This window comes from Hymenobacter saemangeumensis, assembly GCF_039541835.1.
GTDB classification, from domain to species: domain Bacteria; phylum Bacteroidota; class Bacteroidia; order Cytophagales; family Hymenobacteraceae; genus Hymenobacter; species Hymenobacter saemangeumensis.
In genome coordinates, this window is the sequence record NZ_BAABGZ010000079.1 from 71,162 (window position 1) to 84,120 (window position 12,959).

Genomic DNA, 12,959 nt, shown 5'->3' on the forward strand with positions numbered 1-12,959 from the left:
AAGTTACGTAATTGTTAAGCGCATTACGCAATTGTTTCCTAAATGATAACATTGGCCGGCTGTGGTATCAGGGCTTAGACCTTAGACGTTAGACATGAGACATGAGAAAGTTCTTCTGTCAGAACAATTCTAACGTCTTATGTCTAAGGTCTAACGTCTCATGTTTAAGTGCTACTGCCCCAGCCGCTTCTTGGTCAGTCGGGTAGGGATGTGCTCCATGGGCTTGTCGGGCCAGGGGTGCTTGGCGTAGCGCCCTTTCAGGTCTTTGCGCACCTCAAAGTAGCCTTTTTCCCAGAAGCTGCGCAGGTCGCGGGTAACCTGGGCGGGGCGCCCGCCGGGCGAAAGCAGGTGCAGCAGCAGCGGCACCTTGCCACCCGCCACGGCAGGCGTTTCCGTTAGCCCAAACAGCTCCTGCAGCTTCACGGCCAGCACCGGCGCTTCCGGGTCGCTGTAGTCGAGGGTGATATGCGAGCCGCTGGGTACTTCCAGCGCCGCCGGTGCCAGCCGGTCGAGCGTCTGGCGTTGGCTCCAGCCCCCGGGCAGGCGGGCCAGCAGCGGCTCGGTCAGGTCGAGGCGCTGCACCTGGTCCAGGGTTTTCAGGCCTTCCAGGTGGGGCCCCAGCCACTCGGGCAGCTCGGCCAGCAGCGTTTCGTCGTCGAAGGCTGGCCAGGTAGTAGTTGTCAGTTGCTCGTTGTCAGTTGTCAGTAGTTGCTTAGCGGAACCGGCCTGCTCCTGGCCGACGTGGCGGCGCACGAACTCCAGGCGCTGCTGCAGCTGCCGGGCGCCGGCGGTCCAGTTCAGCTTGGCCAGACCGGCTTCCTGCAGGTACGCCAGCAGGGCCTGTGCCACCAGCGCCTTGTCGGGCTGCCCAATCACCGACTCGACCAGCAGCAGGGCGCCCAGGCGGCGCAGCCGCCGCCCTGTCACGCGCTGCGTGGCCGGGTCGAAACGCACTTCATCGGCCGTCGTAATCTGCTCAGCAAAGCCGGCTTCCAGCTCTTCCCGGCTCAGGGGGGCGGCCAGCATGGCCTTGGGGGCCGAAGCAGTGCCGGCCAGGTGAGCCACGGCGAAAAACTCCGCCTGCGGGTCTACGTCGGTGGTGTTCAGCGCTACCCGCTGCCCCGTTACCAGGCGCAGGCGGTCGTGGGCTTCCCGCTGCGCCAGCCGGTCGGGGTAAGCCAGGGCCGTGAGCAGGCCGGCAGGGGCCGTGCTGAGGGGCGGCGCGGAGCTGCCGGCGGCACTGCCCAGGCGCCCCTGCAGGTGGCGGGCTACCTCGCGCACCCGCTGCAGGGTGGCGTGGTGCAGGGCCAGCCCCGGCAGGGGAGGGCGGCCGCTGCCCAGCGCCTCCAGCCGCAGGCGGATGTCGGGTGGCGTGGGCCGTGGGTCGTTGGGCGTGGCCCAGCGCAGCAGGTCGCGCTCGGCCAGCAGGGCGGCCAGGGCGGCCGCAGCCGGCCCGTGCTTCAGCTCCTGCCCGCGCACCACCAGGTGGCCCAGGCGCGGCGGCAGGCCCAGCTTGGCCAGCTGCCGGCCGTGAGGGGTGGGCTTTAAGTAGTTAAAAGTTAAAAGGGGAGAGTTAAAAGTGGCTGATTCGGAGCTTTTAACTTTTACCTTTTCACTTTTAACTGGCTCGCCCACGAGTGCGCCCAGCCGCAGCAGCAGCTCCCGGGCCTGGCTCATGGCCGCGGCCGGTGGCAAGTCAATCCAGCGCAGCGCCCCGACATCGGCGGCGCCCCACAGGGCCAGCTCCAGCGCCAGGCTGCTCAGGTCGGCGGTGTGGATTTCGGGGGCGCGGTGGGGCGGCAGGTTGTGGTGCTCGGCTTCGGTCCAGAGCCTGTAGCAGGTGCCGGGGGCCAGGCGGCCGGCGCGGCCCCGGCGCTGGTCGGCGGCGGCGCGGGCCACGGGCACCGTCTCCAGCGTGGTAAAGCCCGTGCGGGGCAGAAAGCGCGGCACCCGGGCATAGCCGCCGTCAATCACCACGCGCACGCCCTCGATGGTGAGGCTGGTTTCGGCGATGCTGGTGGCCAGTATCACCTTGCGGCGGCCCCCACCTACCGGGCGCAGGGCCGCGTCCTGGGCTTCGAGGGGCAGCTCGCCGTGCAGCAGGTGCAGGTCGACGTGAGCGGGCAGGGCATCTTCCAGCTTGCGGGCCACGCGCTGCAGGTCGGCCACGCCGGGCAGAAACACCAGGATGTCGCCTTCGCTGTGGGCAGTAAGGGCCTGCCGCACCTGGGCCGGTACCAGCTCGGCCAGCCGCTCGCCGGGCTTGCTGGGCAGGGCCGCGGCCCGGCGTGGGTCGAGGTAGTGCGTTTCGATGGGGTAGAGAAAGCCGGCGCTGCTCACCACGGGGGCCGGCAGCCACTGCCCCAGGCGCTGGGCCTCCAGCGTGGCGCTCATGATGAGAATGCGCAGCTCGGGCCGCAGCACGGCCTGGGCGTCCAGCGTCAGGGCCAGGCCCAGGTCTGCGTTGAGGCTGCGCTCGTGGAATTCGTCGAACACTACGGCGGCTACGCCTTCCAGGGCGGGGTCGTCCTGCAGCATGCGCGTCAGAATGCCTTCGGTGATGACTTCCACCCGGGTGGCGGCGCTCACCTTGCTATCCAGGCGCACGCGGTAGCCGATGGTGCGGCCCACCGGCTCGCCCAGCAGCTGGGCCAGGCGGGCGGCAGCGCCGCGCACGGCCAGCTGCCGCGGCTCCAGCACCAGAATCTTGTCTTCGGGCGCCCGCCAGGCGGCGGTGAGCAGCTCCAGCGGCACCACGGTGGTTTTGCCGGCTCCGGGCGGGGCCTCCAGCACCACCCGGGCATTGTCGGCCAGCGCAGCCCGCAGGCGCGGCAGCGCTTCAATAATGGGCAGGTCGGGCAGGGTGGGAAGCTGAAACGGGGGGGAGGCGGCCATGCCGCAAAGTTCGGCAGGCGCGGCCACTGCTGGGCTAATGGGGCTGGCAGCAGAGCAGGGAGGTTCCTACATTCGCGTATTGGCTTCAATTCTTACCCTGCCATGCCTGGCTTTCTCCGTTTTTCTGCCTGCCTGCTGTTCATCCACTTCCTGCTGCTGGGGGGCAGCCGGCTGCTCCCGGCGCAGACGCGCCCGGCCGGCAAGCCGCTGGCGGCCCTGCTTCCTTACCAGCCCACCGCGCCGCTGGCGGTCAGGACCCTAAGCACCAAGAGCGAGGGCGGGGTGGTAGTGGAAGACCTTACGTTTGCCAGCGCCTCGGGAGGCGAGCCGGTGCCGGCCTACCTCGTGCGGCCCGAGGGCAGTGAGCGGGCCGGGGCCGGCGTCTTGTTCGTGCATTGGTATGCCCCCGCGGCGCCCAGCTCCAACCGCAGCCAGTTTCTGGCAGAGGCGCGTGAGCTGGCCCGGCGGGGGGTGGTTTCGCTGCTGGTTTCCACCTTCTGGTCAGACCCCGCCCGGTACCAGGAGCGGCGCTGGCAGGACGACTACCAGAACACCATCAACCAGGCCATTGACCTGCGGCGGGCGCTCGACGTGCTGCTGGCCCAGCCCGGCGTACAGGCCGGGCGCCTGGCCTGCGTGGGCCACGACTACGGCGCCATGTTTGGGGCCCTGGCCGTGGCGGCCGACACGCGGGTAAAAGCTTTCGTCAGCATAGCTGGGGCTTCGCGGTTTGCCGACTGGTACAGCTTCGGCTCGGCCAGCGGCCGGCCCGAGGGCGCCGAGCTGGCGGCATTTCAGGCCCAGCTGGCGCCGCTGGACCCCATCACGGTGCTGCCTAACAGCAAGGCGGCCGTTTTCTTTCAGGTAGGAGAAGCCGACCGCTTCACGCCACGAGCCGACTTTGTGGGCCTTTACGTGGCCGCTGCCGAGCCCAAACGCCTGGCTACCTACTCCTGCGGGCACGAGATGAGCCTGCCCATCATTCAGCACGACCGCCTGGCCTGGCTGCAGGAGCAGCTGCGGCTGGTGCCGGCAGCAAGCGCCAAGCCCTGACCGGCAGCTTGTGGGCTTAGAGGGCGCCGTCAGTGTAGGCCGCCAAGTAGCGCGGACTTTTAGTCCGCGAGCTCACCGACGCACTCGCGGGCTGAAAGTCCGCGCTACGTACCGCAGCTCCCAACGGCACTAATAAACCGGGAAGTCGGCGTCGACCTGCAGGGCCCAGGCGTGCACGCCCCCGCGCAGGTTGAGCAGGTTGTCCAGGCCGTGGCGGTGGCGCAGGTACGCCAGGGCCTGCCCCGAGCGCACGCCGTGGTGGCAGATGAGCACCACCGGGCCCTGCTCCCGGATTTCTTCGGCCCGCCGGGCCAGCTCGCCCAGGGGAATGAGCACGCTGCCGGGCAGGTGGCAGTAGTCGAACTCCCGGGGCTCGCGCACGTCAACCAGCTGCAGGTCTTCGCCGGCCTGCAGGCGCTGCTGTAACTCTTGGGGGCTTATTTCCATCCGCATGGCATCCATCCTTTTCCTATTATAAAACAAAAATAGCCCGGCCGCGTCCTACCTTGCGGGGCCTACTGCCTACGCCTGCCTTGCCTACTGCCTTTCTGCTCGATTTCGGTACTGCTTTCCTGGAGGGCCTGCGGGCTACTACCGGCCTGGAATGGGTCGCGGTGCTCACCGGGTTTGCCTGCGTGTGGCTGGCCGCCCGCGAAAAAATTCTAAACTTTCCCGTGGCCATTGTCAGCTGCGCGCTGTACATGCTGGTGTACCACCGCGCCCAGCTGTACTCCGACCGCAACCTGCAGGTGCTGTTTGTCGTGCTTAGCCTGTATGGCTGGTACGAATGGCTGCACGGCGGGCGGGGAGGGGCCGAGCTGCAGGTGTCGCGCACGCGTCCGGTGGAGTGGGCCGGCTGCCTGCTGCTGGTAGCGGGCTACACCGCCGGCTATGGCTACTACCTGCGAAACCATACCGACGCCTCCCTGCCTTACCTCGACAGCCTGACCACGGCCATCAGCATTGCCGCACAATTTCTATTGATGCGTAAGCGGCTGGAAAACTGGCTGTTGTGGATACTGGTTGACCTGATGTACGTGCCCCTGCTATGGTATAAGCAACTCTACCCCACCAGTATCCTGTATGCCTTGTACCTGGCCCTGGCTGCCTACGGCTACCGGCAGTGGCAGCAACACCTGCCCCACCGGCCGCAGCTGGCCTAGCTTACGCTCTCGCTTTCCCTTCTTTCTCGCTTTCTAGTTTCATCATCGTGCTGCGCGTTTCCCTTACCGGACCGGAATCAACGGGCAAGTCGACCCTGGCAGAGCAGCTGGCGGCGCACTACCGCACGAGCTTCGCGCCGGAGTTTGCCCGCGAATACCTGGAATGTACCGGCCCTCACTATACCCTGGAAGACCTTGAAGAAATTGCCCGGGGCCAGATTGAGTGGGAAGAGCGCGCCGCGGCCCGGGCCCACCGCGTGGTGTTCTGCGACACCGACATGCTGGTGATTAAAATCTGGGCCGAGCACGCCTTCGGCCACTGCCCGGAATGGATTCTGCGCCGCCTCGAGCAGCAGCCCTACGACTTGTCCATTCTGCTGGGCGTGGACATCCCCTGGCAGCCCGACCCCCTGCGCGAACACCCCCACCTGCGCCAGCACTTCTACAACCTCTACCAGCGCGAGCTGCGCGAGCGCCTGGCACCCTTCGCCGAAATCTGGGGCGATGCCGACCGCCGCTTCCAGGAAGCCTGCTTTTTGATTGACGAGCTGCTGGAGAATAGCAGTAAGTAGAGAGTCACTCAAATTGCGGGATTGATGGCGCGGGGTCGTACCCGAGAGGGCTCTGACCCGTGTCTACTTATTGCCGGCCTCTGGCCGGCGACGATAGAACGACTTATAGGAGGGATGTTCTGATGGATGCAGGCCAGAGGCCTGCGAACAATAGACACGGGGCAGAGCCCTCTCGGGTAAGACCCCGCGCCATCAACCTCGCAACATAAATAAATAGTGAGTAGTAATTAATTCATTAGCGCTGGGCTCATGCAGGCTGCAAGCCAATTAGGCTACGTCCCGAGACAGGAAACGCAAGCCCCAGGCCCCGCCGCGTACAGCCTGTATTTCCAGGATTGAGTGCTTTGTCATCAGCACATCACCACATTAATAAATCAGCACATCCATCTCGTGTACACCCTTGCCTCTGCCACCGCCCGCGCCACTTTTGCCGCTCACGGCGCCGAGCTGACCAGCTTCATTTCAACGCCAACAGGGCTGGAGTATATCTGGCAGGCCGAGCCCGGCGTGTGGGCGCGCCACGCGCCGGTGCTGTTTCCCATAGTAGGGCGCCTTTCCGAAGATACTTACCTGCATCACGGGCAGGCTTACAAGCTCAGCCAGCACGGCTTTGCCCGCGACCGGGAGTTTGCCGTGCTGCGCCACTCCGATACGGAGCTGGCGTTTCAGCTGACTGACGACGAAGCTTCCCGGGCCGCTTATCCTTTTGCTTTTGAGCTGACCATCACCTACACCCTGCGCGAAGCCAGCCTCACCGTGCAGTGGGAGGTGCGCAACCCCGCCAAGACCGACGAGCTGCTGTTCAGCATCGGCGCCCACCCGGCTTTCCGCTGCCCCCTGCTGCCCGAGGAGCAGTTCGACGACTACTATTTCGCATTCGACCATCCCGTAAGTTTGGAGCGGCACCTGCTGCAAGGCGGCCTGCTCGACGGCCGCACGGCGCCGGTGCTGCAGCAGCAGGCGGAGCTGCCCCTCAGCTACCCGCTATTTGCCGACGACGCCCTGGTGTTTAAGCACTACGATTTCACCCGGCTGGCTTTGCGCTCCCGGCGCTCGCCCCATTTTGTGCAGATGCAGTTCGATGGCTTTCCCTACCTGGGCCTCTGGACCAAAGGGCCCGGGGCAGCATTTGTGTGCATCGAGCCCTGGCAGGGCATTGCCGGCCATACCGGGCAGCCCATGGAGCTAAGCGACAAGGAAGGCATACTCACCCTGGCCCCCGGGCAGCGCTACCAGGCGGCGTATACCATCGAGGTGGGGTAGAAGAAGTTAAAAGTGGAGAGTTAAAAGTTAATGCCTGAAAGGCCTATTAACTTTTAACTCTCCACTTTTAACTCCATACACAGACCTGAAATCCGCGCTGACAGCTTGAGTAAAAAGCCTACACAATAACCCGGCGCCGGTTGTATTCCGGCTCCCAGTCGTTGATGGGCGGCGAAATTCCCGGCGGCAGGTCCAGGTCGGGCAGGCCGGTGTCGTGGGGCTCCCCGCCGTCGTCGTCGCCATCGGGGGGAGAGGGTGGTGGGGGCACCAGGCGCTTGCGAGGTACCACCAGAAGGAACACGAAGAAGGCACAAAAGGCGACGGCGTAGAGCAGGTGATACATGGCGATAAACTCTAAAGCGTGGTAGGCTAACAAACGCAGACGCGGGGCTTGGCGTTGCGTTCCGGGGATGTCCTAAATTAACTGGCTGTCAGGAATTGGCCTGCAGCCGCACAGGTAAATATTTTTTTCTTGCCGGCCGAGGCCGCAACCCTTGCTACCTTTGCCGCATGTTTAGGGGTGCTGGCTTTTTCGGAAGCCGGCTGAGATGATACCCATCGAACCTGAACCGGGTAATGCCGGCGAAGGGAACAAACAATCCGCGGACGTTTCCGCTGCTGCTCCGACCCCTGGGGCGGTGGCGCGTTCCATCTTTTACCCATTTATTTTTTTGAAAACCTCATTCCTGACGGGAGCGGCGCTGTGCGTGCTGGCTGCCGCGCCGGCCTGGGCCCAGGGGCCCGCGCTTATTACCGTGAAAGACGCGGCCACGGGCGTCGTACTGCCCAACGCGACTGTAGTGCTGGATGGCCAGCCGCTGCCGCCCACCGGGGGCGGACAATTTGAGTTCACCATGGGCGACGGGCCGCATGAGCTGCGCATCACCTTCGTGGGCTACGAGCCGCTGGTACGCCAGTACAATGGCCGGCCCGACTCGCGCTACCTGGATTTTGGGCTTAAGCCCGCCACCGTGCTCACGGGCGAGGCCGTGGTGACGGCCCAGCGCGCCAGCGACCGCACCGCCACCGCCTACACCAACGTGAGCAAGGAAGACCTGGCCAAGCGCAACTTCGGCCAGGACCTGCCCTACCTGCTCGACCAGACGCCCTCGCTGGTGGTGACGTCCGATGCCGGGGCCGGCGTGGGCTACACCGACCTGCGCATTCGCGGCACGGGCACCACGGGCATCAACATGACCATCAATGGTGTGCCGCTAAACGACCCGGAGTCGCGCGGGGCCTTTCTGGTGAACCTGCCCGACCTGGCCTCCTCCATCAGCAGCCTGCAGGTGCAGCGCGGCGTGGGCACCAGCCAGAACGGCGGCGCGGCCTTCGGCGCCAGCATCAACATCTCCACCCTCGACTCGCGGCGCGAAGCCTACGCCGAAAGCCAGAACAGCTACGGCTCCTTCAATACCTGGAAAAACAACCTGCAGTTTGGCTCCGGCCTGCTGGGCGGGCACTTCACCGTGGACGGCCGCCTCTCCCGCATTGCCACCGATGGCTACATGAACCGGGCCTCGTCGGACCTGAAGTCGTACTACCTCGCCGCCGGCTACCAGGGCAAGAGCACCCAGCTGAAGTTTATCACCTTCTCGGGCCGCGAGAAAACCTACCAGGCCTGGAATGGCGTGCCCGAGCCGGCTATCACCGGCGACCCGGCCCTGCTGCAGACCTACATCGATAATGGCGAGCTGAGCGCGGCCAATGCCGAGCGGGTGCGCCAGGAAGGCCGCCGCTACAGCTACTACACCTACGACAACCAGACCGACAACTATCAGCAGAACCACTACCAGCTGCACCTGTCGCAGGGCCTGGGCCCGGACTGGAACATCGGCGCGGCCCTGCACCTCACGCGCGGCTTTGGCTATTACGAGAGCTTCCGGGCCCGCCGCCGGCTTTCGGCCTATGGCCTCGAAAACGTGGTGATTGGCAGCCAGACCATCAGCCGCACCGACCTTATCGACCGGAAATGGCTGGATAACTACTTCTACGGCGGCACCTTCGCCCTGAACTACCAGCCCCGCAGCAACGACCGGTTCCAGGCCACGCTGGGCGGTGCGGCCAACCGCTTCGACAACGAGCACTACGGCGAAATCATCTGGGCCCAGTACGCCACTACCATTGCCCACCGCCAGCGCTACTACTTCAACGACGCCACGAAGAGCGACTACAACGTGTACGCCCGCGCTACCTGGCAGCTGCTGCCCCGCCTGGGCGTGTACGCCGACCTGCAGCTGCGCCGTATAGACTACCGCATCCAGGGCATTAATAATGACCAGCGCAAGCTCGATACCCGTGCCGACTATACCTTCTTCAACCCCAAAGCCGGTGCCACCTTCACCCTGGCCGAAGGGCAGCAGCTCTACGCCAGCCTTGCCGTGGGCCAGCGCGAGCCCGTGCGCTCCGACTTCACCGACCGCCCCGCCGGTGACGTAAGCGCCCAGGCCGAGCGCCTCGACGACTTCGAGGCCGGCTACCGCTTCAACCGAGCCGACCTGCGCCTGCTGGGCCCACGTACCACCCTGCGCCTGGAAGCCAACGGCTTCTACATGAGCTACCAAAACCAGCTGGTGGCTACCGGCCAGCTCAACGACGTGGGCACGCCCCTGCGCACCAACGTGGCCCGCAGCTACCGCCGCGGCGTGGAGCTGACGGGCTTCGTGTCGGCTGACGATAAAATCAGCTTCAGCACAACGCAGACCCTGAGCCAAAACCACATTCTGGACTACCGGGGGGTAAGCTACGATGCCAACTTCAACCCCATTGAAGCTGCGTCGCGCACCTCCACCATCTCCTACTCGCCGGCGCTTGTGTCGGCCCAAACCCTGGAAGGGCAGCCCTTGAAAAACCTGCGCCTGGCCCTGCTTTACAAAGCCGTCAGCCGGCAGTACCTCGACAACTCCGAAAACCAGCGCCGTAGCCTCGACCCCTACCAGGTGCTGGATTTGCGCATCCGCTACGCCATTCACCCCTCCTTCCTGAAGGAGATTGAGCTGGCCCTGCTGGTCAACAACCTGCTGAACCGGGAATACGTGACTAACGGCTACACCTACAGCTACATCGGCGCCAGCCGCCGCGAGGAGACCTTTAACTGGTACTACCCCCAGGCCACCCGCAACTTCCTGGCCTCAGTAGGAGTGAAGTTTTAGTGATGTGCTGATGTGCTGATTTTTTGATGTGCTGATGTGCTGATGAGGTGATGAGGAAAGAACGTCATGCTGAGCGGAGCGCAGCGGAGCCGAAGCATCTCTACCACGAGAGTAAATCCAATCAAAAAGGATTGCTTCCCCTGGCTAGATGCTTCGACAAGCTCAGCATGGTTCTTTTTTAACAGCACATCAGCACATCAGCACATCAGCACATCAAAAAATCAGCACATCAAATAATCAACCTCACCCCGCCCAGCTCGGAAATCTGGTAGGGGAACCGGTCGCCGGGGGAGCCGATGAACATGAAGTTCTTGGGGATGTTCCACTCCTGCGAGAGACGGTCGATGAGCTCGGGGCCAAACTTGCCGTCCATGGTCACGAAGTCGACCACCACCTGTTCGTAGGCCCGGTCCAGCACCCGGATGTCGTTGAGCAGGTCCTCCGGAAACTTTTCGCCTTCCGGGAGCAGGGTCACGATTTTCAGGCGGTTGGTAAACTCATTTTCCACCACGTAGGCCATCACCTTGTTGAGGTTGGATACGTTGTCGCCCTTTGTGAAGAACACAAACTCCTGCTTGTTGAGCTCGCGCAGCTGCCGGTGGGCCGTGAGGCGGCCGTAGCGCGAAATCCGGGGGAAGTGCTTGGCCAGCGAGTCGGCGGCCGACATCACCAGGTTGAGAATGGCAATGCGGTTGAGCATCACCGACACCAGCACCATGGTGGGAATAAAGTACTGCAGGAACACCACCAGGTACTCGGGGTGAATCTTGACGTTGCCGAACAAGGCCACCAGCACGCCTACCATGGCCAGCGTTACGGTGATGATGCCCGCGTACACCGGCCGCGGCAGCTTGGGCCGCTTGCCTTTCAGCAGGAAGTTGCCCAGGGCGAAGAAGGCCATTACCGACAGAAAGGAGATGGTGTACACGCCCGCCAGCGGCCCCAGCTCCCCGTTGGTGATGGCCAGCACCGAGATGCACAGCAGGAAAAAGGTGATGAGGATGGCGTAGTTGCTGCCGCGCCTGTTTTCCTTGAGGAAGAACTGCGGCAGAATGCGGTCCAGGGTCATGCGCTTCATCAGGCCGCTCACGCCCACGAATGACGTGAGCACGGCCCCGCTGAGCACGGCTACGGCATCGACCGAAATCAGGGTGCCCAGCCAGGGGCCGCCGGTCATGTTGCCCATGTGCGAGAGCAGGGTTTCGGTGTGCTTGCCCACCTCGGCCAGGGGCAGGACGGCAATGGCCAGGAAGGCAATGAGGGGGTTGAATACCGTTACCACCACCCACATGTTGCGCAGCGTTTTCTGGAAGACGCCCGGGGCCTGCTCCTCCACGAAGTTGGCCGAGCTTTCGAAGCCCGATATGCCCAGCATGGCCGCGCTAAACCCAAAAAACAGAGCCGTAACGATGCTGCCTCCCTTCACCGGCAGCTGGAAGTTGGCCAGCAGGTTGTCGAGGCCGTGCACGGCCAGAAACCAGGCCGTGGCCCCCACCAGCACGGTAAGGGAAACCAGGTGGGTGAGGAAGATGATGATGGCCACCTTGGCCGACTCCGAGATGCCCAGGATGGTGAGCACCAGAAACAGGCCCAGCAGCCCCACCGTGGCCCACATCACGGGCAGGCCGTGCCAGAGCGTGTGCAGGTAGTGCATGGCCTCGCTGGCCGACAGCACCGCCGTGGCCATGTACGACAGAATGGTGAGGCAGGCGGCTACGGCCGCGTTGCGCTTGCTGGTGGTGTTCAGCAGCACGTTGTAGGCCCCGCCGTTCAGGGGCAGGGCCCCCACCACTTCGCCGTAGATTTTGCGGAATAGAAACAGCACCGCGCCTACTACCAGCAGGGCCACCCAGGCATACTGCCCGGCGTAGGCAATGGAAAGGGCCGAAACATAGAGGCAGGACGAAGAAATGTCGTTGCCGCAAATGGCAGTGGCTTCCAGTTGGTTAAGCTTCTTATCGTGACTCATACAAGCAGGTTAAAAACGACGGCAGGCCCGGGCAGCTGTACAAACAGGGGAAAGGTAATGCCGGCGCCCAAACGGAAATGAAAGCCCTAGGCCCGGCCTGTACGTTGCAGGCTGCTCCGCCGGCTATGCCTCGGGCAAGGAGCCGGAAATCAGGCTCAATGTAGCACTTTGCGAATATCTTCCATCTTGCCAAAAATCACCATCACATCATCAGGCTGAAACACGGTGTCGGCCGCGACCACGCCAATGGCGGCCGGCTTGTGCTCGGTGCGCCCAAACAGGCTGGTCGTTTCCCGGAGCCGGATGATGGTCAGCACGTTCACATTGTACTTCTGCCGGAAGTTGGCTTCCTGCATCGACTTGCCCACGTAGCGGGCCGGCACCGTCGCCTGCACGATGTTGTAGTCCTCGGTCAAATCCAGGGAGTCGAGAATATCTTTCAGGTCCAGGCTTTTGGCCAGGCGCTCGGCCGCCTCCGTCTCGGGCTTGATGATTTTATCCACGCCAATGGCTTCAAGCACGGTCTGGTGCAGGGGCGAGATGGCCCGGCCGATAAGCTTCTTCACGCCCAGCTGCTTGAAGTTGGCCACGGCCATTACCGAGGCGCCGAAGTCTTCGCCTATGCCCACCAGTACTACGTCGGTATCAGAAAGCGGCAGCGTGGCCAGGGCTTGCTGGTCGGTGGCGTCGAGGCACACCGTATGCGTGATTCGGTCCTTGAGCTGGTTCACCTTGGCGAGGTCGCTGTCGACGGCAATGACTTCGTGGCCCATCTCGGTGAGCTTCATGGCCAGCGACGAGCCAAAGTAGCCCAGCCCGATAATGATGTATTTCATGCTGTTCGGCTGAGATTTCTATGAGACCTTAGAGGTTAGACTCTAGACTCTAGACT

10 protein-coding genes and 1 riboswitch are annotated in these 12,959 nt (G+C 63.6%); of the genes, 5 read left to right on the forward strand and 5 right to left on the reverse strand.

Going from position 1 to position 12,959, the window contains the following annotated elements:
* Positions 1 to 171 precede the first annotated feature (171 nt).
* Complete coding sequence (hrpB, locus tag ABD919_RS20820) at positions 172 to 2,895, reverse strand: ATP-dependent helicase HrpB (RefSeq protein WP_345238007.1); 2,724 nt, start codon at positions 2,893 to 2,895, stop codon at positions 172 to 174.
* A 102-nt stretch (positions 2,896 to 2,997) separates the two neighbouring features.
* Between hrpB and ABD919_RS20825 the strand changes: the two genes are divergently transcribed.
* Positions 2,998 to 3,948: an alpha/beta hydrolase family protein gene (locus ABD919_RS20825; protein ID WP_345238008.1), complete on the forward strand. Its 951-nt coding sequence runs from the start codon at positions 2,998 to 3,000 to the stop codon at positions 3,946 to 3,948.
* 129 nt (positions 3,949 to 4,077) lie between these two features.
* On the opposite strand, the gene ABD919_RS20830 is transcribed toward ABD919_RS20825, so the two are convergent.
* Positions 4,078 to 4,395: a rhodanese-like domain-containing protein gene (locus tag ABD919_RS20830; protein WP_345238009.1), complete on the reverse strand. Its 318-nt coding sequence runs from the start codon at positions 4,393 to 4,395 to the stop codon at positions 4,078 to 4,080.
* An 86-nt stretch (positions 4,396 to 4,481) separates the two neighbouring features.
* Here ABD919_RS20830 and pnuC point away from each other — a divergent pair, with 86 nt between their 5' ends.
* The 3 genes from pnuC (at position 4,482) to ABD919_RS20845 (ending at position 6,946) form a co-directional block, all read left to right on the forward strand.
* Entirely contained in the window at positions 4,482 to 5,111 is a 630-nt protein-coding gene (gene pnuC / locus ABD919_RS20835) for a nicotinamide riboside transporter PnuC (RefSeq protein ID WP_345238010.1), read from the forward strand.
* Positions 5,112 to 5,158: 47 nt separating this feature from the next.
* The gene (locus tag ABD919_RS20840) at positions 5,159 to 5,683 is read left to right on the forward strand and encodes an AAA family ATPase (protein ID WP_345238011.1); all 525 of its coding nucleotides are present in this window, start codon (positions 5,159 to 5,161) and stop codon (positions 5,681 to 5,683) included.
* A gap of 390 nt (positions 5,684 to 6,073) precedes the next feature.
* A complete protein-coding gene (locus ABD919_RS20845; RefSeq protein WP_345238012.1) occupies positions 6,074 to 6,946 on the forward strand; it encodes an aldose 1-epimerase family protein in 873 nt (290 codons plus the stop codon).
* A 118-nt stretch (positions 6,947 to 7,064) separates the two neighbouring features.
* On the opposite strand, the gene ABD919_RS20850 is transcribed toward ABD919_RS20845, so the two are convergent.
* Positions 7,065 to 7,289, reverse strand: a complete 225-nt coding sequence (locus tag ABD919_RS20850; RefSeq protein WP_345238013.1) for a hypothetical protein — start codon at positions 7,287 to 7,289, stop codon at positions 7,065 to 7,067.
* A gap of 163 nt (positions 7,290 to 7,452) precedes the next feature.
* Positions 7,453 to 7,556: riboswitch (TPP riboswitch) on the forward strand.
* 61 nt (positions 7,557 to 7,617) lie between these two features.
* Between ABD919_RS20850 and ABD919_RS20855 the strand changes: the two genes are divergently transcribed.
* Positions 7,618 to 10,098: a TonB-dependent receptor gene (locus tag ABD919_RS20855; RefSeq protein ID WP_345238014.1), complete on the forward strand. Its 2,481-nt coding sequence runs from the start codon at positions 7,618 to 7,620 to the stop codon at positions 10,096 to 10,098.
* A 229-nt stretch (positions 10,099 to 10,327) separates the two neighbouring features.
* Here the strand turns inward: ABD919_RS20855 and ABD919_RS20860 are convergent, their stop codons facing one another.
* Positions 10,328 to 12,067 carry an amino acid permease gene (locus tag ABD919_RS20860; RefSeq protein ID WP_345238015.1) on the reverse strand — a complete coding sequence of 580 codons (1,740 nt, stop codon included), beginning with the start codon at positions 12,065 to 12,067 and terminating at the stop codon, positions 10,328 to 10,330.
* A gap of 155 nt (positions 12,068 to 12,222) precedes the next feature.
* Positions 12,223 to 12,903, reverse strand: a complete 681-nt coding sequence (locus ABD919_RS20865) for a potassium channel family protein (RefSeq protein WP_345238016.1) — start codon at positions 12,901 to 12,903, stop codon at positions 12,223 to 12,225.
* Positions 12,904 to 12,959 lie beyond the last annotated feature (56 nt).